General features: G+C 51.3%; 17 protein-coding genes and 1 pseudogene. 15 read left to right on the forward strand and 3 right to left on the reverse strand.

What is annotated here, in order from left to right; all coding sequences use genetic code 11:
* Nucleotides 1-24: 24 nt before the first annotated feature.
* On the reverse strand, nt 25-2,589 hold the full coding sequence (locus BN3279_RS03975; RefSeq protein ID WP_059049350.1) for a GH39 family glycosyl hydrolase: 2,565 nt from the start codon (nt 2,587-2,589) through the stop codon (nt 25-27).
* Between the two features lie 498 nt (nt 2,590-3,087).
* Here BN3279_RS03975 and BN3279_RS03980 point away from each other — a divergent pair, with 498 nt between their 5' ends.
* The 8 genes from BN3279_RS03980 (at nt 3,088) to BN3279_RS04015 (ending at nt 12,021) form a co-directional block, all read left to right on the forward strand.
* Nucleotides 3,088-4,551: a sugar ABC transporter ATP-binding protein gene (locus BN3279_RS03980; RefSeq protein WP_232436751.1), complete on the forward strand. Its 1,464-nt coding sequence runs from the start codon at nt 3,088-3,090 to the stop codon at nt 4,549-4,551.
* Between the two features lie 54 nt (nt 4,552-4,605).
* Nucleotides 4,606-5,526 (forward strand): ABC transporter permease, encoded by a 921-nt coding sequence (locus tag BN3279_RS03985; RefSeq protein WP_187377734.1) that lies wholly within the window; start codon nt 4,606-4,608, stop codon nt 5,524-5,526.
* A 35-nt stretch (nt 5,527-5,561) separates the two neighbouring features.
* On the forward strand, nt 5,562-6,701 hold the full coding sequence (locus tag BN3279_RS03990) for a sugar ABC transporter substrate-binding protein (RefSeq protein WP_059049353.1): 1,140 nt from the start codon (nt 5,562-5,564) through the stop codon (nt 6,699-6,701).
* A gap of 68 nt (nt 6,702-6,769) precedes the next feature.
* The gene (locus BN3279_RS03995) at nt 6,770-7,750 is read left to right on the forward strand and encodes an ABC transporter permease (protein WP_187377735.1); all 981 of its coding nucleotides are present in this window, start codon (nt 6,770-6,772) and stop codon (nt 7,748-7,750) included.
* 37 nt (nt 7,751-7,787) lie between these two features.
* Nucleotides 7,788-9,491, forward strand: coding sequence for a glycoside hydrolase family 3 protein (locus BN3279_RS04000; RefSeq protein WP_059049355.1), 1,704 nt, complete (start codon nt 7,788-7,790; stop codon nt 9,489-9,491).
* 15 nt (nt 9,492-9,506) lie between these two features.
* Nucleotides 9,507-10,385, forward strand: coding sequence for an alpha/beta hydrolase (locus tag BN3279_RS04005; protein ID WP_059049356.1), 879 nt, complete (start codon nt 9,507-9,509; stop codon nt 10,383-10,385).
* Nucleotides 10,386-10,390: 5 nt separating this feature from the next.
* Nucleotides 10,391-11,065, forward strand: coding sequence for a beta-phosphoglucomutase (gene pgmB, locus BN3279_RS04010; protein WP_059049357.1), 675 nt, complete (start codon nt 10,391-10,393; stop codon nt 11,063-11,065).
* A gap of 176 nt (nt 11,066-11,241) precedes the next feature.
* On the forward strand, nt 11,242-12,021 hold the full coding sequence (locus tag BN3279_RS04015; protein WP_059049358.1) for an ABC transporter ATP-binding protein: 780 nt from the start codon (nt 11,242-11,244) through the stop codon (nt 12,019-12,021).
* Between the two features lie 29 nt (nt 12,022-12,050).
* Here the strand turns inward: BN3279_RS04015 and BN3279_RS04020 are convergent, their stop codons facing one another.
* Entirely contained in the window at nt 12,051-12,932 is an 882-nt protein-coding gene (locus BN3279_RS04020) for a LysR family transcriptional regulator (protein ID WP_059049359.1), read from the reverse strand.
* A gap of 155 nt (nt 12,933-13,087) precedes the next feature.
* On the opposite strand from BN3279_RS04020, the gene BN3279_RS04025 reads away from it, so the two are divergent.
* The 7 genes and pseudogenes from BN3279_RS04025 (at nt 13,088) to BN3279_RS04055 (ending at nt 20,760) form a co-directional block, all read left to right on the forward strand.
* The gene (locus BN3279_RS04025) at nt 13,088-13,924 is read left to right on the forward strand and encodes an ABC transporter permease (RefSeq protein ID WP_059049360.1); all 837 of its coding nucleotides are present in this window, start codon (nt 13,088-13,090) and stop codon (nt 13,922-13,924) included.
* A 79-nt stretch (nt 13,925-14,003) separates the two neighbouring features.
* Nucleotides 14,004-14,846 (forward strand): ABC transporter permease, encoded by an 843-nt coding sequence (locus tag BN3279_RS04030; protein ID WP_059049361.1) that lies wholly within the window; start codon nt 14,004-14,006, stop codon nt 14,844-14,846.
* A 60-nt stretch (nt 14,847-14,906) separates the two neighbouring features.
* Nucleotides 14,907-15,914, forward strand: coding sequence for an ABC transporter substrate-binding protein (locus BN3279_RS04035; protein ID WP_059049362.1), 1,008 nt, complete (start codon nt 14,907-14,909; stop codon nt 15,912-15,914).
* Nucleotides 15,915-15,924: 10 nt separating this feature from the next.
* On the forward strand, nt 15,925-16,713 hold the full coding sequence (locus BN3279_RS04040; protein WP_082672952.1) for a class II aldolase/adducin family protein: 789 nt from the start codon (nt 15,925-15,927) through the stop codon (nt 16,711-16,713).
* A gap of 368 nt (nt 16,714-17,081) precedes the next feature.
* Complete coding sequence (locus tag BN3279_RS04045; RefSeq protein WP_059049364.1) at nt 17,082-18,404, forward strand: LLM class flavin-dependent oxidoreductase; 1,323 nt, start codon at nt 17,082-17,084, stop codon at nt 18,402-18,404.
* Entirely contained in the window at nt 18,401-19,372 is a 972-nt protein-coding gene (gene cysK, locus BN3279_RS04050) for a cysteine synthase A (RefSeq protein WP_059049365.1), read from the forward strand. Before BN3279_RS04045 ends, cysK begins: the two co-directional genes overlap by 4 nt.
* Before the next feature lie 15 nt (nt 19,373-19,387).
* Nucleotides 19,388-20,760: pseudogene (locus BN3279_RS04055) on the forward strand (gamma-glutamyltransferase family protein).
* 64 nt (nt 20,761-20,824) lie between these two features.
* Here the strand turns inward: BN3279_RS04055 and BN3279_RS04060 are convergent.
* A complete protein-coding gene (locus BN3279_RS04060) occupies nt 20,825-22,810 on the reverse strand; it encodes a Na+/H+ antiporter (RefSeq protein WP_059049366.1) in 1,986 nt (661 codons plus the stop codon).
* Nucleotides 22,811-22,940 lie beyond the last annotated feature (130 nt).

The raw sequence follows: 22,940 nt of genomic DNA on the forward strand, positions 1-22,940 counted from the left end.
ATAGAGTAATTTACCATATGTCAATTATTTGGAATCTCTCCACTTATTGCTGGAATGGGCGGATGGGAATGCAAGGGTGGCCTCCCCCTCATGAATTTCGGAAATTTCGATCAGGCGGATTTCGAAAGGCTCCAGCACCGCTTGAATCGATAATATATCGCTAGTAAAGCATAGCTCTTTTTTAATCCTGGGAATGGAAACTTGTCTGAGGTAATCGATATCTCCAGCCGACCAATCGGCCGCTTGACCCAGATTCAAGGCATTATCATAGGCACTGCCATAACTACGGTTTACGATAGAATGCTTGATCTCGTAATGTCCAACCAAGGGGGCAAGTTCTAGCCGCAGCTCTCGTTTGGTTTTGTTGGGAAAATGGGAATAACGCTCTTTGTGCGAAATGCTGATCGAGATGCCATTAGCGTAAATATCATCATAATGATGGTAATTATGCAGTAGAATTTGATAATTTCCCCCTTGCCGGGTAATAAAATAGCCCTCTCCCTGGTCTATCAGTTCATCTCCAAGCCGGTTCAAGAAGTAAAAGGCGTGATAGGCTGGCTTCTTGATGTTGTTATACGTAAATAAACCAAGCCCGCCGTGGAACAATTGCTGTGGCAACCGGTTCTCTTCATGCATGTCGGTCAGGAGCCAGTAGCCAAAGGAGTCCAGACGATCATAATTTTCGGTAATGTTCTTGATCACGTAAGAGGATTTGAAGCAGGTATCGCTCATCAAGTCCTTGTGAGACACCGTGGAGTTCCACTCCGTCATGTATACCGGCAGATGGGACAAGCTTTCTTCCGAGAGACGACCATGGAGCCGGTCGATAAATTGTTGGAAGGAATCGGTCACCGGGCTAAGGTTAAGCTGCTTGTCCATACTGAGATGGTTGTTCTGCGGCACGAGGTCGATGTCGTAATAATGAACGGTGATAAAGTCAGGCAGACAGGCATGATCCCGGCTGAAGTTCAGGAAAGAGAACAGCCAGTCCTCGCTCTTGTTGTAGGTTGAGAAGGCGGCAGGTCCGCCAAAGGATAACAGCGGATCGATGCTCTTCACCGTGTCGTAGGTATTCTTGTACAGGGAGAAGAAGGTCTCATCCTGCTTGAAGCCAAAGAGCAGATTGGATGAACTGGGCTCGTTCCACACACAGAACATCCAGCTTCGCACTTCCCTGATACCGTAACGTCCGATCAAGTGCCGCGTCAACGCCTCGACTAATCGGTTCCACTTATCCATATCCTTAGGTGGGCTGGTGTTCATGTTGGCGTAGAAGACCGTTTTGGACAAATCACTGGCCAGCTTGCCGGGCATAAATGAAAACTGTACGAGGGGCTTTAAGCCAACGGATAGTAGAAAGTCGAACGCCTTATCGATCAGCCGAAAATTATAGATGGCCTTCCCCTCGGCATCCTCCCCGTACACCATCAGATCATCATCTAATAGCCCATGCATCTTAATGTAATGAAACCCGATTTCCTGCTGGGCCGTACGCAAGGCTTCCTGAACATCGGCATATAGCACTTCCTTCACCCGGCTCACGCCGATGAAGTTCTTGAAGTGATGCTTCAGCTCTACAATCGGCTTGTTCACATTCACCTGGAGGGTGGTGGAGAGCTGCTGCAAATGGGTCTGTGGCGGGATTGCGGCCAAGGGCTCCCCCAAATTATTCTCGATAAACAAAGAAATTTCCTGGTGATAAGAGTGAGGTTCGTCCTGATAATAATTCACAGACTTCTCTTTGGTTGTCTCAATGCTTCCCGATACTTCCTCCGCGTGCTTCTTGCGCCATATACTAGGAAGCTCACCATATTTCTCACTGAATGCCGTTACGAAGGAGCGCACATTGGGGAATCCGTTCTTGGCGGCAATCTTGTCGATCGTCAGCGATTCGTTCAATAAATCGTTTACCGCATAATGCAGGCGCAGATCCTTCAAATATTCACTGAAAGATAAGCCAAGCTTCTTCTTAAAATACTTGGACAGATAAGGAACGGACAGGAACTCTTGCTTCGCCACCTCTTGCAAGGACAGGGGTTCGTTGTAATGGCTGTTCACATAATCAAGAATGCGGCGCAGCCGATCCAGAGCTTCCTTGGGCTGGCGGGTACCCCCTTGTTCCTCACTGCTGAAATGCGTGCATAGCTCGTAAATCAATTCATAGACGAGGGAGGCATTCTTCAAATCAATAAACTCCGAAGCATTGATGTTGTGCTGGAGAATTTGGGCGACGATGCGCTTGATATTTCTGAACATCTCGGGTTGGTTCGTCTTGGCTGTATTACAGTCGAAATACATCTTCTTCAGATCGACAACGACTTCCTTGAGCAACTCCAGCTTGATTTGCAAGGCGACCATCGTGGCGTCTTCGGAATGTAGCTCATGCACTTCGTTGGAATTAATGAGAATCAGGTCTCCAGCGCCTAGCTGATAGGAGATATTGTTGACATTGATATTGACCTGTCCCTTCATGGTTACAATAAGCTCTAAGGACTGATGCCAATGTCGGCTTACACTGCCGATGCGGTGCAGGAAAAACTTGATAGGGAGCTTTTTGGGGAAGTTGATAATCTCATGGCGAAATTCCAAGCTCAAGCACTCCTTGATGGTTGGTTTGTTAATTCCATGCTTTTTTCAGAGTGTACTAAATATTAATGTAATCCACAATGCTAAAGAGTGAAATGTTGGAAATTAATGATTTAGGTTAAATTATTACTCTATCCATGATAAAAACTATAGTTAATATTTAACCTGTTCTATGCTAAGATATTTGGTTTCCCGGGATATAGGAGCTTCAAAGAGAAAAATCAGGACGCTTTCAGTAGAAAGTGTGCTTTTTTGTTGTTTGTGACGCTCATAAGGGGGAGAATTTTAACTTTGTGTCAGCATTTCTAGGATTTGGCGATTATGATTGGTTAAATTATTGCCCTAATGAAGATAAATGAAGCAGTTATAGCGCATTCTTGATCGTGTTACACTTGGGCCACGGGAAGAAAGCGATATCAAAATTGAAGGAAGGTTGACATGGACAAACCCGTTTTTTTAGAAACCAGAAACATCGTGAAGAGATTTAATGAGGTTTTGGCCGTGAACAAGGTGAGCATGAAGATTTATCGTGGGGAGATTCGTGGACTGATTGGTGAAAACGGTTCCGGTAAATCAACCATCTCCGCGATGATCAGCGGCTTGCTGCCGAAGACGGATGGGGACATCTACGTCGAAGGTGAGCCTTATGTTCCCAAGAATCCGCTGGATGCCCGGGCCAGAAAAATCTCCATGATTGTGCAGGAGACCGGAACCATCGGTCCTTTGTCCATTGCGGAGAACATCTTTCTGGGAGATGAGAAGCGATTCCTGCGCAGAGGTTTTGTTGATCGCAAGCGGATGCTTGAGGAGGCAGAGAGAGCGCTGGAGCTTGTGGAGTTTGGCCCGGTAGACGTATCACAGCCGACCTTCACCTTGAATTTCGAACAGCGGAAGCTAATTGAAATCGCGAGAGCGCTGTATCATGAGCCGGAATTGTTCATAGTGGATGAGACGACCACGGCATTGTCGCACGACGGAAGACTTCTGATTCATCGGTTGATGCACAAGCTGCGTGATCTGAATAAAGCAGTCCTATTTATCTCTCATGACCTTCCCGAGTTAATGGAGGTTTGCGATGCGCTGACGATCATGCGCGATGGTGATTTAATTACGACCATAGACCGCGCAGACTTCGAAGAAAATCATATCAAGCAATCGATGGTCGGCAGAGTGATTGAAGGCAACTACTATAGAAGCGATGATGTCGCTTCACGTGGGGAGCAGGCCATGATTCAAGTGAAGGACGTTCACACGGACACCCTTCACGATATTGACTTCGATCTGTACCAAGGAGAAATCCTCGGAATCGGCGGATTGTCAGGCAGTGGTATGCATGAGGTAGGGAAGGTTATTTTCGGTGAGTTGAAGCCACAGCAGGGCGAAGTTATCGTATATGGGCACAAGAATCCTGCGGGGGGAGAATTATCCCCCACCAAGATCAGAAATGTCCAGACGGCGATTGCCAACCGGGTCGGATATGTGTCCAAGGACCGGGATCGGGAGACCTTAATTATGGAAGCCTCGATCAAAGAAAACCTCGTACTGTCGGCCCTCGGGAAGCTAACCCAATTCGGTCTCGTCTTGCCGGGAGCTGAGAAGCAGTTTGCCCGCAAGCAGATGGAGGGACTGAATATCAAGGCCAGCGGGATGAATCAGCGCGTAGGGGAATTGTCAGGGGGCAACAAACAGAAAGTCTCCTTCGGTAAATGGATCGGCAATGATTCCAAGATTCTGATTCTTGATAGTCCAACTCGCGGTGTTGACGTTGGCGTGAAGACCACGATGTATCAACTGCTCTATTCGCTGAAGCAGCAGGGCTATGCGATCTTGATCATCTCGGAGGAACTCCCCGAATTGATCGGCATGAGCGACCGGATTCTGATGATGAAGGACGGAAGAATTAATAAGGAATTCCGGCGGGACGAGCAATTAAGTGAATCTATGCTGATCGACTACATGATTTAGGCAAGGCGGTGAGAAACAACGATGAAACTTTTTTTCAAAAAACATCAACACACGTTGATCCAGTATGCCGGGCTGGTGCTCGTATTGCTCGTGTTCACGCTCATGACGGACGGAGCGCTATTATCTGAATTCAACGTTCGAACGATACTCAAGCAACTCGTTATTTTATTTACGATAACCGTAGGAATGATCTTCATTTTCTCCCATGGGGGGATGGATATTTCGGTAGGGGCGGTGTTGGCGCTAAGCTCCATGGCTGCTATTTACACGATGAATGCAGGGGCACCGCTTGTGCTAGGGATTTTGGTGGCCTTAATCGTATCGGTCACCTGTTATATGGTCAATGTGCTGATTGCCAACCAGTTTGGCCTTATGGCCGCCATTGCCTCATTGGCAATCATGATTGTATCCCGTGGAATCGTTACCTATCAGGTGTCCACCTCCGTGACTAAAATTGCCTTGGTGGATGTCAAGCCGTTAAGGGAATTGGGAAGAAACATGCCTCTAATCGTAACCATTATCGTGCTGGTGGGTGTGGTTGGTTATGTATTGTTCCATCTGACGAAGATGGGCAAGCAAAACAAAGCGATTGGCGACAATACGCTGGCCGCATCACAGAGTGGTGTACGAGTGAAGAGGACCAAGGTTATTGCCTATCTGCTGGCGGGTATCCTGGTGGGGGTCGCTTCGATTCTCTCCTTGTCCCGCTCGGCGGTGATTAGTGAGAACACCGGGATGGGACTGGAGATGGACGTTATCGTCGCGCTGATTCTGGGTGGCATGGCGCTCAACGGGGGTAGCCGTTCCAGAATGAGCTCAGCCTTTGTGGGAAGCATTACCTTGGTATTGCTGAACAATGGTCTGGTGATGGTGGGCGTTCCACCTGAGGTCGTATCGCTGGTGAAGGGTATGATTTTCCTCGTTGTCGTGTTCCTGCTGCTGCGGAGACCGGCCACTGAGGTTATGCCGAGATAAACAACAATAATAGATCAGAAAAGGGGTACATTCAAATGAAAAGAAAACAGTGGATCTTCTCTTTGGTAGCGTTGATGCTTCTGTTCAGTGTAGTTCTGTCCGGTTGTGGCGGGAACGGCAACAGTGCAAACGGCAATGAAGGCGGCAAGGCGAAAGACAACTATACCATAGGAGTCATGCTCTACAATTATACCGATATTCAAGGACAACAAATTAAAGCTTATTGCTCGTATCTGGAGAAGAATTTCAATGTGAAATTCAACTTTGCTACGGTAGGACCTAGTGAAGAAGGACATATCAGCGGTCTGGAGAACCTGCTGGCCTCCGGCGTGGATGCCATCATTAGTGGTTATGATACCGCACTGGAGCAAAGCGTCAGCCTGACGGAAGAAGCCGGTGTCTATTATGCGGTCGCACTGGGTGAAGTGGACGAGAATGTAACGAGTGACTATTTTGTAGGTGGAATCAAGCAATTTGGCGAGAATCCTGAGGAACTGGGAGCCAAATATGCGGAACAAGCTTATGCATCTGGGGCGAAGCATATTGGGATGACGTCATTCCTGGAGTTTGCCTTTGTTGATGCTCCGGCTATTATCAAGGGCTTCACGGATAAGATGAATGAACTGGATACGCAAGGAGAAGTGACCGTGTATCCGACAGAATTCCATTCCTTCGCTCCGGAAAATGCGGCCGATGCCGTGACCAAGGTGATCTCCGATCATCCCGAGGTGGATGCCATTGTAGGCTTGGGTTCCGGTATGGATTATGTGTATCCAGCCATTCTCAACAGCACGAAGCCAGATATTCCACTGCTGGCGCTTGGTTATAACGATAGCGCGGAAGATGGCTTTGCCAGCGGCAAGGTGCTGATGGCCGGAACAAACAACTATGGTCAGCTTGTCGCGAACTCCTTCGCCCAGCTCTATGATCGGCTGAATGGCAAAACGTATTCGGATTGGAAGGCCAATGGCTATATCAGCTATGTCACGATGACTTCCATTGAAGAGGTACAAGATTTCAAAACTTACGTTATTCCGGAAGATCAATCCCAAGGTCCTGTGACGGCAGAGGAATTGAAGAGCGTTATGCTAACGTATAACGATGCAGCCACATGGGAATCGTTGCAGGAGCTGACGAATCGTACACTTGCCGAGATTAAGGCGGCCAGAAATTAAACCATGCTTGCTTTGGGAAAGAAGTTTGACAGGCAAGCGGACAATGGAGTGAAACTATGCAAGCCTCAATGTTGAAATATGCAGTTAACCTGCTAAAGACCTTCATGTTTCCAATTGCTGTGTATCTCAGCTTTCTGGTTATAACGCTTCTCATGAGCAAAACAGGGTACGTATCCTTCGGAGCCTTCGACCGGATTGTACGGGGCAGCGTGCTGACGACGATTACGGCTTATGCCATTGCGTTGCCTTTATCCGGCGGAAGATGGGACTTTGCACCAGGGATCATCATCATGCTCGCCGGCATCATTGGGAGCAATATAACGATTGATCTGGGGCTCGGCCCCGTCATGCTGCTCATCATTACTATCGCGGTTGCCATTGTGCTGAGTTTGTTTGAAGGGCTCCTGTATGTCTGGATTCGGGTGCCTACGATCATTGTCTCGCTTGGCGTGGTGATGATGTATGAGGCGATATCCGGCGTCGTCTATGGAGGTTCAGGTACCCAGCTATTTATGCATGCTAACCTGACGATCTTCGCAAGGTCGCCCTGGATTTATATCCTGTTGGCCGTAGTCATGGTGTTGTTCTATTACCTCCTGGGTCACACCAAATTTGGCTATGATACAAGATCGTTGTCGGCCAATCCGAGACTTGCGGTCAACATGGGCGTGAAGGAGAAGAAGAATATTTTGCTGACCTACCTGGTCGTAGGGGCGCTCCTTGGCATCTCTGCCGTTATTAACGCCTCCACTGTACTGGTATCACCAGCCGGTAATCTTAGCTCCACCGCCTTGATGTTCTCTTCCATGGCTCCCGTATTGATGGGGCTGTACCTTGCGCAATTTACGAATTTGCCGTTGGGCATTTTTGCAGGGGCGCTGGGGATGAATTCCTTATCCTACGGGATGGTGGTCATGGGCATTAACAGTTCCTTGCAAACCGTGGTCATCGGGGTGTTCATTGTAGTCTTTATGGCTTATACCACCAATCAGGAGCGCATCCGTTCCTATCTTAGCCGGATCAAGACAGGGAGAAAAGCGAGCGCATAGAGAAAAGCGAGCATCTGGAGAGGAGAGAGATAAGCGGATGGACATTCATTTGCTACGGCAAAAGCCGTTCAATTTAGAGGAAGAGGATTTGCAGTGGGTGACTTCTACCTTTGAGGGACTGACAACCGATGAGAAGATCGGGCAGTTGTTCTTCATGGTAGGGTACAAGCAGGATGAGCCCTTCCTGACAAGGCTGGCAGGAGACTTGGGCATAGGAGGACTGATGTGCCGGTCGATGGACAAGGAGAGTGTGATGGCCACCGTCTCTACCTTGCAATCTGCCGCCAGAATTCCGCTGCTGATTGCTGCCAATTTGGAAGCCGGGGGCCAGGGCATTACCAAGGATGGGACAAAGATTGGCTCCAATATGACGATTGCCGCTACCGACGATCCCGAGATGGCTTATGAGTTGGGCAAGATTTGTGCCCTGGAGGGCAAGAGCGTTGGCGCCAATTATGCGTTTGCCCCTGTGGTTGACGTGGATTATAACTTCCGCAATCCGATTACCAATACCCGAACCTTCGGGAGTGATCCGGAGCGGGTAAAAGCCATGGGCGCTGCCTATGTACAGGGAGCGCAGGAACAGGGTATGGCGACCTCGATCAAGCATTTTCCCGGGGATGGTGTAGACGAACGGGACCAGCATCTTGTCACCTCCGTCAATACATTGACCACAGATGAATGGGACCGCAGCTTTGGAAGTATCTACCGTCATTTAATCGATGAGGGAGCGAAGACGGTTATGATCGGGCATATCGCGTTGCCTGAATACTCCAAGAAGCTTGATCCGTCGCTGAAGGACGAGGATATTTTGCCCGCCTCGCTGGCCAAAGAGCTACTCCTCGGGTTGCTTCGCGAACAGCTAGGCTTCAATGGCTTGATCTTGACCGATGCCACCACGATGGCGGGGATGAATATTCCGATGCCAAGGCATGAATTGGTTCCACGTTCAATTGAGAATGGATGCGACATGTTCCTGTTCACCAAAAATCTGGACGAGGACGTGGCCTTTATGAAGCAGGGATTCGAGCAGGGTCTGCTGTCAGCCCAAAGGCTGGATGAAGCAGTTCTGCGGATTCTCGGGTTGAAGGCCTCGCTGGCTCTGCATAAATCCAGCAATATCCCCTCTCCGGACACGGCGGAGAATATACTCAGACAGGAGCATCATCTGAATATTGCGGAGCAGGTGGCTGACCGCTCCATCACACTCGTGAAGGAGGAGCAGGGCGTATTGCCTATTACCAGCGGGCGCTTCAAGCGGGTCCTGCTCTATGATATCGAGAGTGAAGCGAATGCTCTGGGCTACAACAAATCGAGCGGATTGGCCGCTTCCTTCATTCCATTATTGGAGGCGGAGGGTTTTGAAGTTACACGCTTCGAGCCCAGCGGCGTTTACGAAGGACTTCAAGGCTCGTCCCGAGACATGCAGGATCGTTACGATTTGATCCTCTACCTGTGCAATCTGGCGACCAAATCGAATCAAACGGCCGTGCGCATCGAATGGATCAATCCGATGGGAGTGAACGTGCCGATTTATATGCAATCTATTCCGACGATCTTTATTTCGACAGAAAATCCTTACCACCTACTGGATGTACCGCGGGTTAAGACCTTCATCAACACGTATGGGGTTAATGACTACACCTTGCCTCTGCTGGTTCGTAAGCTGACGGGGCAATCGGCATTCAAGGGCAAGAGTCCTGTAGATCCATTCTGCGGAAAATGGGATACCCGATTATAGAAAGAAGGAACTCATGTGATTCATGAAACGATAAAACTGTTCGAACATTCTTCGGCAACCTTGACGACTTACGTGCAAGAGGACGGGGAGTATGACCGGAAGGGCCTGGTTCGTCCGGCTATTCTAATCTGCCCTGGGGGAGGTTATGCCTTTATCTCTCAAAATGAAGGCGAGCCGGTGGCACTGGCCTTCGCCAGAATGGGCTATCATGCCTTTGTCTTGACCTATTCCGTGAAAATTGACAATCCGTTCCCAACCGCCCTACGCGAGTTGGCTCAAGCGATGTCTATCATTCGGGCACAGGCTGGTGAATGGCGGGTCGATACAAATGATATTACCGTGGCCGGCTTCTCCGCCGGGGGCAATTTGGCCCTGAGCCTGGGGGTTCACTACCGTAATGCAATCATCACAGATGAGATTGGGCTGACTTCAGAACAGATCAAGCCCAATCAGTTGATTTTGGGTTATCCTGCGGTCACCTTGGAGCCACGTTCTACAGAGACGCCGGCCTTCCTCATTGAGTTGATGGATAAGGGGCTGATGCCGGATTTCCGTGGTCCGAATATTCGGGAAATTCTGATGGGCAAGGAGAATCTCACCGCAGAAGAAGAGCAGTCGCTTAATCTTCTCCCCCTCGTAAGCGGGGACACACCGCGCACCTTTATCTGGGGAACCTATGAGGATACGGTGATTCTGCCAACCGATCTGCTTGGACTTGCCAGCAAGCTCCATGAATATCAAGTGCCTTGTGAATTGCATCTGTTCGAGAAGGGACCTCATGGGATGTCACTGGGTGATGCCACCGTCAAGCCGGAGGATCAAGTAAATGCCCTGAGTCTGGGAAGCTGGGTGGAGCTAAGCCGGAAATGGCTTGAGCAAGGAAGAGGGAGGTAACCAACATGCAGCCGCAAGCTTTTATCTTCGACCTGGATGGAGTCATTACGGATACCGCCGAGTTTCATTATTTGGCCTGGAAGGAAGTTGGGGAAGAGCTAGGCATCCCGGTAGACAGGGAACTGAACGAGCAGCTTAAGGGAGTCAGCCGACTTGAATCTTTAGAACGAATTTTGTCGGCCAGCCCCCGTCCGATAAGTCTGTCGGATGCGGAGAAGGAGCAGTGGGCAACTCGGAAAAATAACCATTACCGTGAATTAATTGAAGCCATTCGTCCCAGCGACATCCTGCCCGGTATCACGGAGTTGCTTGAGGAGATTCAGGCAAGGGGGCTGCGGATCGCCTTGGGATCAGCCAGCCGCAACGCAACCTTTGTCTTGGAGAAGCTGGGACTTACCAAGGCATTCGAGTATATTGTGGACCCTGGACGCATTGCCTTTGGCAAGCCACATCCAGAGACTTTCCTCAATGCTGCCGATGTCCTGGGCGTTCCTTACGCCGCTTGCATCGGCGTAGAGGACTCCGAGGCGGGTATCGAGGCAATCAATCAGGCGGAGATGTTCTCGGTAGGGGTTGGAGCACCGACATTTCTGCATGAAGCGAACTATTTGGTGCCAGATACCTCACGACTCCAGCTTGATGAAATATTGAAGGCATACACTGATTACACGGCTCGTTAAATAAAGTGATGATAAGTAAGATCAGCCATACAGCATCCACCGGGAGATTCCCGGCGGGTGCTGTATTTGGCTAGGGGAGCTCTGTAGGTTGTTGACAGGTCCAAGGGGTTTGGGTATTATTCCTATTAAACAAATAGGAATAATTTAATCTGAGAACAAGAAGGGGAGGGAATCCATTGAGCGAGACATGGCTTGACATTTCCGGTCTGGAGAAGAAGTTCGTTAGCAATCAAGGCGTAGTTCATGCGCTGCATAATCTACATCTGAAGGTGGAAGAAGGCGAATTCATTACAGTGATTGGTCCAAGCGGCTGCGGCAAGAGTACCCTGCTGCGTATTATTGCAGGCTTGGATACGAAGTATGACGGCCAAGTCCAATTGGCCGGGGAACCGATCAAGGCGCCGGGCATCGACAAGGGGTTTATATTTCAAGAGCCCCGGTTGTTTCCCTGGTTAACGGTGGAGAAGAATATTGCCTCCGACCTCTCCCTAGGCAACGCCGAGGTGCGACGCAAGGTAGGGGAACTTATCGAACTGGTTCGCCTACAGGGGTTCGAGAAGTCATTCCCGAAGGAGTTGTCCGGAGGGATGGCCCAGCGGGTAGCGATTGCCCGGGCGCTGTTACGCAATCCGCGTATCTTGCTGCTGGATGAGCCGTTTGGAGCGCTCGATGCCTTCACGCGGGCTCATATGCAGGATGTCCTGCTGGACATCTGGCAAGCGAACAAGACGACGATGATCTTCGTTACTCATGATATCGATGAGGCTGTATTTCTTGCTGACCGAATCGTCATTCTTAAGCCCCGTCCCGGGGAAATACAGAAGGTTATCAAAGTGGATTTACCGTTCCCACGCAAAAAAGCAAGCACAGCGTTCCAGGAATTCCGTTACGCCGTGCTTCGCGAGTTCGAGCAAATCGATGAATTCAGACCGGGCGAGGCCGGCGCTGGTATTTAAACTGAATAATGAATGTTGCCCGGAGGCCTTTATTTATACAGGTAGCGCATGTTCAGCATGAGTTCCTGAATAAAGGCCTCTGTCGCTATGGATGTACTCTGCTTGGAGCGAATCCAATACAATTTGACCTCGACCTTCTCCTTGATGGGAATGGGTAATATTCGCCCCATCAGCACATAAGGGTCCTTGACCAAGGAAATATCAAGGTAGAAGCTGGTAGCCATGCTCTCCGAGATGATATGCTTGGTAGCTTCCGTTCGCGTCGAATGAAAAATTTCCTTGGGCGTACCATGCTTCATCAATTCCATCTTGATGTTATCGGAAATGTTCACCAGCGGGTACTGAACGATGTCGGCCAACGAAAGCTGGCTGTTGCCCGCCAAGGGAGATTCCGGTCCCACGCAAGCCACCAGTTGGCAAGACAGAAATTGCTCCGCCTCCAAATGCTTAAACTCATGCTCTCCCAGTAATCCTACCAATCCCAAATTCAGCTTCCCTTGAATCACATCTTCCTCAATTTCATCGGAATTCGCTTCAATAAGCTCCAGATTCACGTTGGGATATTTGTCCTTATATCGAGACAACAGCTTCGGCAGGAAGCTGTTGCATGCTCCAGGAACCGCCCCGATCCGGATTTGTTCATAGATGAGTGCGGATTGGTTCCTTGCGGTCAGCTTCAGCTTATCCAATCGCTCCAGGATGTCCTGAGCCTGGGCAATAAGCGTCTTCCCGATCTCTGTGGGCTCGGTTCCCCCGCGTTTGCGATGAAATATCTGCACGCCTAGTTCTTCCTCCAGCGTATTCAGAGCATAGCTGATATTCGGCTGGGAGGAATGGAGCTTCTCCGCCGCCAATGAAATAGACCCCGTTTGAGCGATCTCCACCACATATTGCAGTTGTTCAATCCGCACAGGCCATCGCCTCACATTTTAATAGTATAAATTTCATTTATGCAAATATAAAAAAATTATAGTTTACATTATACAGATTTATATGTTTAAATAAACGAAAATAATTCCTAGTATCCTTGTAGGAGTAATAGATAAAAGAGGGGTGATGGTCGAATATGCGGTTTCAAGAGGCGGCAACCGCGAAGTACAATGTGGCAAAAGCAAGCAGGCAGAAGCGGTTAAAGACAGGGATTGGCCGGCATGGCGGATACCTCAGAACGCTCAGGGGTCTGGTCCTTCCTGTGTTGCTTCTGGCGGTGTGGGAATATCTGAGTGCTCACGAATATATCTCTTATTTGCTATTCCCGGCCCCCTCCCGCATTGCCGAGACCTTTATCTCCCTGGTGCAGTCGGGGGCATGGTGGAGCAACCTGGAGATCAGCTTGCAACGTGCGTTACTCGGATTCTTGCTGGGCGGTGGCGCAGGCTTGCTGCTCGGAATCGTTGTGGGGTTGTTCCGCTGGGTGGAACGAACGATGGACCCGGCGGTGCAAATGCTGCGCATGGTCCCCCATCTGGCGGTGACCTCCTTGTTCGTACTTTGGTTCGGTATAGGTGAGACATCGAAGGTGCTGCTAATCGCCAAGGGGGCATTCTTCCCGCTTTATATTAATGTCTTCCTCGGTTTGCGGGGTGTGGACAACAAGCTGTTCGAGGTAACCCGGGTGCTGGAATTCAGCAGGCTCCGTCAGGTCATTCAGCTCATGCTTCCAGCCTCGCTGCCTAATCTCTTCCTTGGTATTCGGATGTCGGTGGCGATAGCTTGGCTTAGTCTGGTGGTCGCGGAAATGATGGGTGCTTCCTCAGGCATCGGCTATCTGATGATGGATGCCCGGGCGATGAGCAAAACACCGGTTGTCTTCGTGGGTATATTCACCTTCACGCTAATCGGCGTGTTGAGCGATTGGCTGATTCGGCGTATAGAACGTTATTTCCTTCGCTGGAAGGACTAAGCCAGGCGAAGCTAATAAATGATCAACGATAGCAAGGGAGCGACTAGTGTCATCGATCCCATAGAAAGGAGGAACCGGAATGAGCAGGCTGGTAAATGCACTGAAATGGCCGAGACGCAGCAAGGATCTGCACGGACGCAGGCCAAGCTCGAAGCGGAAGCTGTCCTTGGGGGAGATTGCTCTGGGTGCAGCGTTGCCGATTGCTATCCTTGCTGTCTGGCAAGTGTTATCCGATCGACAGATCATCGATGATTTGTTCATGCCATCGCCGCTGGTCATTGCGAGCACCCTCGTCGAGCTTGTATTTACAGGTCAGATCTTCGGGCATTTGGGCATCAGCTTATGGCGTGCAGCAATTGGCTTCCTGATTGGGGGCGGGCTTGGTCTAGTGTTGGGCCTTCTGGTTGGATTCTCTAAGCGGACGGAAGAGTATGTTGATCCGTCCTTGCAACTACTGCGGCTGACGCCTAATCTCGCGCTCGCCCCGCTCTTTATTCTCTGGTTCGGCTTTGGTGAGATATCAAAAATCGTAATTATTGCCAACATTGCTTTTTTCCCACTTTATATGAACGCTTATGCTGGTATCCGTCATGTCGATCCCAAGCTTGTCGAGGTCTCCCGGGTGCTGGAATTCAGTCGCATTCGGCAAGTAACGCGATTGATTCTTCCAGCCACGGTTCCCAATCTGCTGCTAGGCCTGCGTTTATCGTTAGCCAGCTCATGGTTGGGCCTGGTCGTAGCTGAAATCATCGGTTCCCAGGAAGGCATTGGTTATTTGATTACCTTTGGCCAATCCAATAACCGCACGGATATTATCTTTGCCGGTATTCTGATCTTTGCGCTCATTGGCAAGCTGGTGGACTCCTTCGTGCGCTGGCTGGAGCGTCGCCTGTTAACCTGGCAGGACAGCTTCAAGGGTTAGTTAACAGGTGAGAGGATTAGGATGAACAACAAGAATCAGAACCAATAAGGAGGAACGATCATGAAAATAAAGAAATACGGGTTCCATTTGGCTCTAGTCGCTGCACTTGCCCTGTTGTTGCAAGGTTGCGGTGCGGGCGCCGCTTCTCCGGGAGGCGAGGGGAACAAAGAGGGAGCGAGCGGTGGCGATACCCCTACCGTCTTGAACTTTGGTTACGTGGGCGGAGCTACCAAGCTGCCAGCCGATGCAGAAGGCTGGGGCTTCCATACAGGCATCATTCAAGAGCATCTCAAGGAGCATGGCATTGAAGAGGTCAACATTACCGGATTTCTGACTGGCCCCGATCTGAATGAATCGCTAATTAGTGGTCGCCTGGATGTGGGCTTATCCGGAGATGCCCCTGCAATCAACGCGAAGGCAGCCGGGGCCAAAACCAGGCTGATTACGCTCCGCACGGTGAACGGCCGCAGCATTCTTGTTGCCCCCGAGAATGGGGCCAAGTCGCTGCAGGATCTGGAGGGCAAGAAGGCGGCTGTGGTCAAAGGCTCAGCGATGCATCGTTATTTGTTAACCATCCTCAGTGAGGCCGGAGTCAACGCGGAAGTCATTAACATTAACTCTACGGGAGACTCGCTGGCTGCCTTGAAGCGAGGCGAGGTCGATGCGGTTGCGACGGTGCCGTATCTGCTGGTGGTGCATCAAATTTTGCAAGAAGGCTTTACGGCCATTCATGATAGCGCCAGTGATCCGAATTTGGCTTTTGCCTCAGCGGATGTGGTGACGGAGAGCTACCTGGAGAAGTTCCCTGAATTCCCCCGAATTTGGAATGAAGCCAGAGAGAAGGCCATTGCGGACCTGAAAGCCAAACCGGACGAGTATTACGCCTGGCTGGCAGAACTGACGGGGGCTCCGGTCGATGTGGTTCCCGAGCTGTATCCGATTGAGGATATTTCCGAGACTGCCATTACGGATGAAGGAGTTCGCCTGATCACCGTATCCAAGGACTTTTTGGTGAAGGAAGGCGTAGCGGCCGGAGATTTTGATGTAGAAGCCTGGATTGCCCGTTAAACTTTATTTTATGATCCGCCAACCAAGGAGGAATTCAAATATGACTACTCAGCCCAAACAACGTCCACGCCCGCAACCGCCTGTGTTTGCAACGCTGGAGGAGGAGCGGCAGCATCGGAAGGAGCGCCTCGCCGCAGCCTTCCGGATCTTCTCGAAGCTGGGCTTCGATGAAGGAGTGATGGGCCATCTGGTTGCCCGCGATCCGATTCTTACAGATCACTTCTGGGTGAACCCGTTTGGCGTAAGCTTCGCCTTGATCAAGGCCAGCGACCTGCTGCTGCTTAACTATGATGGAGATATTGCTTACGGGGAGGGCTTTGTGCATCCAGGAGCGATGCTGCTGCATCCCAAGCTACTCAAGCTACGCCCGGATATCGTAGCGGCAGGACACACTCATTCGGTATATGGCCGTATCTGGTCCACTTATGGCAGGCTGCTGGACCCGATTACGAACGAATCGGCTGTTTTCTTTGAGAAGCATGATATTTATGACAGCCATGCGGGCGGTGAAGGGGAGAACCTGGTCAAGGCGCTCGGTACGGATAACCGGGGATTGATTCTCAAGAATCATGGCATTGTGACAGTGGGTCATAGTGTCGATGAAATGGCTTACTGGTTCGTTTCCCTGGAGAAAAACTGCCAGGTACAGATTCTCGCAGAAGCCTCAGGTACCCCGCAGCCGCTGGACGCCGAGGTGGCGCGCGGTATCGCTGCCCGCACCACACCTGCATCCGGCTGGCTGAGCTTCCAGCCGATGTACCAAAGCATTGTTAAGGAGCAACCGGATTTGTTGGGTTAACTGAGGCTGCTAAGACTGGACAGAGTTTATGTGAAACACAAGGGGCAGCGATTTGCTGCTTACTATAAGTTGAATCAAAGAAGGATCAAAACAAAAACCAATATACCTCTAACGCGCTTTAACGGGAAATCCTCCCGCTAATTCGCCTGTATTTTACTAAATATCATAAATAGCGGGAAATCCTCATGTTAATTTTGGGCTTTTCCCCAGAATCGACCATTTCATAATAATTAGCATGAGAAATTCCATATAAATCCCCAATTTTGGCGGATATGAGCAATTTAACGGGAGGTTTTCCCTATAACAAGAAAGCTATACCCTTAAGCATCAATTTGTATTATATAGTCAGAAAAAGGAGGAGATTGGGCATGGCAGAGCGTCAGTTGAAATTAGGTATTTTTCTTCAAGGAGGAGGCGGACACTGGAAGGACCCGGACGTCCGGGCCGATGGCGCCGCCAATATTGCTGCTTATATCGAATCGGCGCGCATTGGTGAAGCGGGCAAATTTGATTTCGGGTTCATTGCCGACTCGGCATTTATTAGCGAAGATTCAACGTGGCCCTTCTTGAGCCGATTGGAGCCAATGACGGCGCTCGCCGCCATTTCGTCCGTGACCACGCACTTGGGTCTGGTAGGCACATTCACTACCTCCTACAGCGAGCCGTTCACAACCGCACGACAATTGGCGTCGCTGGATGTAATCAGCCGTGGCCGGGCCGGGTGGAACGCCGTTACCTCCGCGCTGGAGGGAGTCGCCCGCAATCATGGTCATGACAAGATTCATGATCATGCACTACGCTACCGAATTGCCCATGAATATATTGAGGTGGTCAAGGGATTGTGGGATTCTTGGGAGGATGATGCCTTTGTCCGTGACCGGGAGCGCGACGTTTACGTCGATTTGAACAAGATGCATACGCTAAATCATCGAGGAGAATTCTTCTCCGTCCAAGGGCCGCTGAATATGGAGCGTTCCCCGCAGGGACGGCCCATCGTCTTCCAGGCCGGAGCTTCCGAGACGGGCAAGGAACTAGCGGCCAAGCATGCTGATGCCGTATTCTCCACATGGACGAGTACGGGAGACCTAGAGGAAGCGCAGAACCATTATAGAGACTGGAAGCGTCGTGCCGCTTCCTATGGCCGCTCCTCGTCGGAGTTGCTGATTTTCCCGGCCATTGAGCCCATCGTCGGCGACACGCAGGAGGAAGCGGATGCGTTGTACCAGAAGTCTCTGGATTATATCGACATTGATTTTGCGGTGAAATATTTGAGCCGTTACTTCAGCTTCTTCGATTTCTCGCAGTTCCCGCTGGATGAGCCACTACCTGATCTGGGTGATGTCGGCAAGGACAGCTTCAAGTCGACGGCTGAATATTACTTGCGTATCGCGAGGGAGCAGAAGCTGACCTTGCGCCAGTTAGCGCTGGAGGCGGCTAACCCGAAGGGGGATTTCGTGGGAACGGCCGAGTATATTGCCGACAAATTCGAGACGTATTTTACCGGGGAAGCGGTTGATGGATTTATTCTAAAAGGTACCCATTACAATCAGCGCCGATTTGTAGAGAAGGTCGTGCCGATTTTGCAGGAGCGCGGCTTGTTCCGTAAGGAGTATGAATCTGATACACTACGGGGTAACTTGGGTATTCCTTATCCGGTCAACCGCTATACGGAAGGAAAGGTGCTGTCATGAGCAAGCTTACACAGGAGAAGCAAGGTACAGGGGCTGTAAAAGGAGCTTCGCGGGTCAAGGTCGTCCAAAGTATTACCGAATTAATCGGCGATACCCCGGCGGTGCGCATTCATCGCTTGACCGGACCGGACGATGCCGAGGTCTACGTGAAGCTGGCATATTTTAACCCTAGCGGCAGCGTTAAGGATCGGGCCGCTTACAATTTGATCGCAGAAGCAGAGCGGCAGGGCCATTTGCAGCCGGGCGCGACGATCATCGAGCCAACGAGCGGCAATACGGGCATTGGCCTGGCGATGAACGCTGCCGCCAAGGGGTATCGGGCCATTATGGTCATGCCCGACAATGCAACACAGGAGAGAATCAACCTGATCAAGGCGTACGGAGCCGAGGTTGTGTTGACCCCGGCAGCGGAGCGGATGCCCGGCAGCATTGAGAAGGCGCTGGAGCTAAGCCGGGAGATTCCCGGCAGCTTCATCCCCCAGCAGTTCGAGAATCCGGCTAACCCGGATATTCACCGCACCACAACGGCGCTGGAAATTCTGGAGCAAATGGAAGGGCGGCTAGATGCTTTTGTGGCGACCTCCGGTACAGGGGGCACGATTACGGGAACTGGCGAAGCGCTCAAAGAGCAACTGCCCGAAGTTCGCGTCATTGTCGTGGAGCCGCAAGGCTCGCCGGTATTGTCCGGCGGCGAACCGGGACCGCATAAGCTGGTGGGGACGAGCCCGGGATTCATCCCGGCGATTCTCAACACGGAAGTCTATGATGAGATCGTCCAGGTCGCCGATGAAGCTGCCCTGGAGACCATTCGGCAGTTGGCCGCACAGGAAGGCATTCTGATCGGTCCCTCCGGCGGTGCCTCTGTCTGGGCTGCATTGCAGGAGGCCCGTCGTCTCGGACCGGGGCGGCGGGTATTATGTATTGCGCCGGATACGGGAGAACGCTACTTAAGCATGAATTTATTCTAAGGAGAGAGGTGCTTCATGGCATTTGATCCGCTGTATCATCCCTACTCGTCCCATCGCGTTCCGGTCTATGGCGCGCGGGGCATGGTCGCTACGTCCCAGCCGCTGGCTGCGCAGGCCGGGCTGGATGTGTTGAAGCGCGGCGGCAATGCGATTGACGCGGCCATTGCTACGGCCGCGGCCTTAACCGTGCTGGAGCCTTGCTCCAACGGCATCGGCGGCGATGCTTTCGCGTTGGTGTGGAGCGAGGGCAAGCTGCACGGCTTGAATAGCAGCGGCCCGTCGCCCGCTGCTATTTCGCTGGAGGCAGTGCGGGCGCTGGGCCATGACCGCATGCCGCAGTACGGCGCGCTGCCGGTCACCGTGCCCGTTCGCCTGCGCACGCGGCGACGCTGCGCCTCATCGGCGAGACGGACGCCGATTCGTTCTACCGCGGAGCGCTGGCAGAACGAATCGTGGCATGCATCGCCGAGCATGGCGGGTTCCTGGACGCCGGGGATTTGGCGGCGTTTGCGCCCGAATGGGTGGACCCGATCTCGACGAATTATCGCGGATATGATGTCTGGGAGATTCCGCCCAACGGTCAGGGCTTGGTGGCATTGCTGGCCCTGGGGATTCTCAGGGGCTGGGAACGGCACGAGCGAGAGGAGATTGAGACGGTTCATCGTCAGATTGAGGCCATCAAGCTGGCCTTTGCCGATGGGCAGCATTATATCAGCGATGCTCGCGGCATGAAGATCAAGCCGGCTGATCTGCTGAATCCGACATATACCGATGCCCGTCGCGCTCTGATCGGGGACACGGCGGCACTGCCGGAAGCAGGTAAGCCGCCGGCAGGTGGCACAGTGTATTTAGCTACCGCTGACGATGAAGGCAACATGGTCTCATTCATTCAGAGCAATTATACCGGCTTCGGTTCCGGCCTGGTCGTTGAAAATACCGGTATTGCCTTGCAGAACCGGGGTTATGGATTTTCCCTTGACCCGCTCAGCATCAATCGTCTGGAACCAGGCAAGAGAAGTTATCATACGATTATTCCGGGCTTTCTTACAAGAGGTGGGGAAGCGGTGGGTCCGTTCGGAGTCATGGGCGGGCTGATGCAACCTCAAGGTCATGTTCAGGTGCTGATGAATACGCTCGACTTCCACTTGCATCCCCAGGCGGCGCTGGATGCTCCGCGCTGGCAATGGCAAGGGGGCCGAACCGTGCTGGTAGAGCCTGGCTTCCCGGCACATATTGCTCAGGCCTTGGCCCGGCGGGGACATGATATCCAGGCTGCTGCCGATGCATATAGCTTCGGACGTGGCCAGATCATTTGGCGTGATCCGGGCAGCGGAGTTCTGGTCGGCGGCAGCGATAGTCGTACGGACGGGCTGGTGGCAGCCTGGTAATCGTCGGAGGGCGAGCACCAGACTTCTCTGGCAATTGTGCAGCGGAGGGCTGAAACAGCAAGTTTTACAGGGCCTCCACTTTGAGATCTTGTTCCATCAAAGAAATAACCCGTCTCAGTTCGGTCATCGCAGCTCTGGAAATCTGCCCATTCTCGAAGGCAGCATGGGTGTAATCACGTTCTAGCTGAATCCCGATTCTGGCTAATTCATCGAATTCTTGTTCGAAGGCCTGAGGGCTAGAGAAGTTATTGCTATTCGATACCCTTGCAAGTACATTCTGATAACGCAAGATTAAAGGATTGATAACCTCTGTCTCTGTTGGGGCTTCGGCAAGAGCTTCCCCCAGTTTGCGGAGCACAAATTCGCAGTTCTTCGCATGGAAGGCATCAATCCTTGCTTTGCGTTGCTTTCTTTCATCGTGGGAATCTGGCCTTCTTCGCAGAAGATGAGTCAAATTCTTGAGAGGTAACTTATTGCCACGGTAACGTACATCGCTCGTATAGAGATGTAATCTCCGATCCAATCGATATAGGTAGCGAAGCAAGAATAACAGGTCGATCTCCTGATTCTCAATCGCTAGATGGGTACGTTCACGCTCCCACTCCAGACAGGAAATCCACCATTTGCGTTGTTTCTCTTCCCCTAAATCTTGTGTGTCCAATGTTTGAATTCGGTTGACATAGGCGTGGATGACCACCTGAAGCGCCAGCTTGTTCTCTTCGGTTGCCTGTTCATGCAGGCTAGCGATTACCTTGCGCAAAATTTCAACCTTGGCTTCCTCCTCTTCGATGTCTCGCTTGGCCTCGCTCTCTTCGCCAATGAGAACGGGGAGCAGGAAGTTGGTTATCAGCAGCGTCGTCAGAATTACCCCAGCGGCCAGGAAGATCATCAGATCTCTTGCTGGAAATGCGGACCCGTCAGCAAGCAGCAAGGGCAGAGACAAGGTACTTGCGAGTGTAATGGTACCTCTGACCCCGCCAAAGCTTAGAATCAGTCCTTCCCTCCATTTGCGGGATGGGCTGTCCTCTTCTCGCTTGATTGAGGGATTGACTGCGATCATTACCCATAGGAAGCGCAGACCCAAGAGGAACACGGTGATAAGCAGAATATAGAGGATCAGGCGGGTATGAGTAATGTCCCCGCTGATCCAGATGTCACGGGAAATATTCAGAAGCTGTGTCCCTAGCAACAGGAACACGAGTCCATTCAGCGTGAAGATAATGACGGACCAGGTATTTTTGGAAACAACACGAAGCTTGGCCAACTCCGGGTCCAGTCTTCGGAAGCTGAAAGAGTGGGCAATCCCGGACGCGACAACGGCAAGTACGCCGTTGACACCTAATTCTTCAGCGGCCATGAAGATGAGGAATGGAGTCAACACTTCAATCAGCATATGTAAGGTTACGTCTTCCATACCCAGTCTACGAATCCAGCGCACAAGGATGGATTTTACCAGCGTGAGGGCTAGTCCCAACACAATGCCACCCAGTGAGATAAATAAAAATCCGAGACTTGCGGATGCCAAGGAGAACGCTCCGGTCATCATGGCTACTACGGCGAATTGAAAAGACACCAGACCAGATGCATCATTAATTAACGATTCCCCCTCCAGGATGTGCATGATACGTGGAGGAATTTTTACCCGCTCTTTCAACGCGCCAACAGCAATAGCGTCGGTTGGTGCGAGTGCTGCGGCCAGGGCGAAAGCCGCGGCAAGCGGAATAACGGGGATCAGCGCGTGCAGGGAATAGCCAAGCACAAAGACCGTAGCGAATACAAGCCCAAGCGCCATGAGGAGGATCGGCTTCTTCAACTCCCATAATGTCTTCTTGTCCGTATGCCTGCCATCATTGAACAGTAAAGGAGCAATGAACAGCACCAGGAACAACTCCGGGTCCAGTTCAATCGAGTGCTCCAATGGCAGCAGTGAAATCCCCACACCCAAAGCAATTTGGATGATAGGGATGGAAAGTCTGGGCATAAATCGATTAATCAAATAGGACAGGGATATGGCGGCCAGCATGAGTAATATGTGTTCGAACGATTCCATTAGAGCCCTCCTTGTCAGTAGTAAGCAAGATGCCTATTACTATTTGTTAGAATGAACAAATTTATCGAAATAAAAAGAGCGTAGTGTACTTGCTTCAACTAGGGTATGGCTTGATCCAATTTTAACTCCT

Origin of the sequence: Paenibacillus senegalimassiliensis, from assembly GCF_001486585.1 — a bacterium.
Taxonomy (GTDB): domain Bacteria; phylum Bacillota; class Bacilli; order Paenibacillales; family Paenibacillaceae; genus Fontibacillus; species Fontibacillus senegalimassiliensis.

Coding starts and splice junctions, on each gene's coding strand:
- BN3279_RS03990 (WP_059049353.1), top strand. CDS start 5,562: ATGAAAAGAAAACAGTGGATCTTCTCTTTGGTAGCGTTGATGCTTCTG.
- BN3279_RS03995 (WP_187377735.1), top strand. CDS start 6,770: ATGTTGAAATATGCAGTTAACCTGCTAAAGACCTTCATGTTTCCAATT.
- BN3279_RS04000 (WP_059049355.1), top strand. CDS start 7,788: ATGGACATTCATTTGCTACGGCAAAAGCCGTTCAATTTAGAGGAAGAG.
- pgmB (WP_059049357.1), top strand. CDS start 10,391: ATGCAGCCGCAAGCTTTTATCTTCGACCTGGATGGAGTCATTACGGAT.
- BN3279_RS04025 (WP_059049360.1), top strand. CDS start 13,088: ATGCGGTTTCAAGAGGCGGCAACCGCGAAGTACAATGTGGCAAAAGCA.
- BN3279_RS04030 (WP_059049361.1), top strand. CDS start 14,004: ATGAGCAGGCTGGTAAATGCACTGAAATGGCCGAGACGCAGCAAGGAT.
- BN3279_RS04035 (WP_059049362.1), top strand. CDS start 14,907: ATGAAAATAAAGAAATACGGGTTCCATTTGGCTCTAGTCGCTGCACTT.
- BN3279_RS04040 (WP_082672952.1), top strand. CDS start 15,925: ATGATCCGCCAACCAAGGAGGAATTCAAATATGACTACTCAGCCCAAA.
- BN3279_RS04045 (WP_059049364.1), top strand. CDS start 17,082: ATGGCAGAGCGTCAGTTGAAATTAGGTATTTTTCTTCAAGGAGGAGGC.
- cysK (WP_059049365.1), top strand. CDS start 18,401: ATGAGCAAGCTTACACAGGAGAAGCAAGGTACAGGGGCTGTAAAAGGA.
- BN3279_RS04060 (WP_059049366.1), bottom strand. CDS start 22,810: ATGGAATCGTTCGAACACATATTACTCATGCTGGCCGCCATATCCCTG.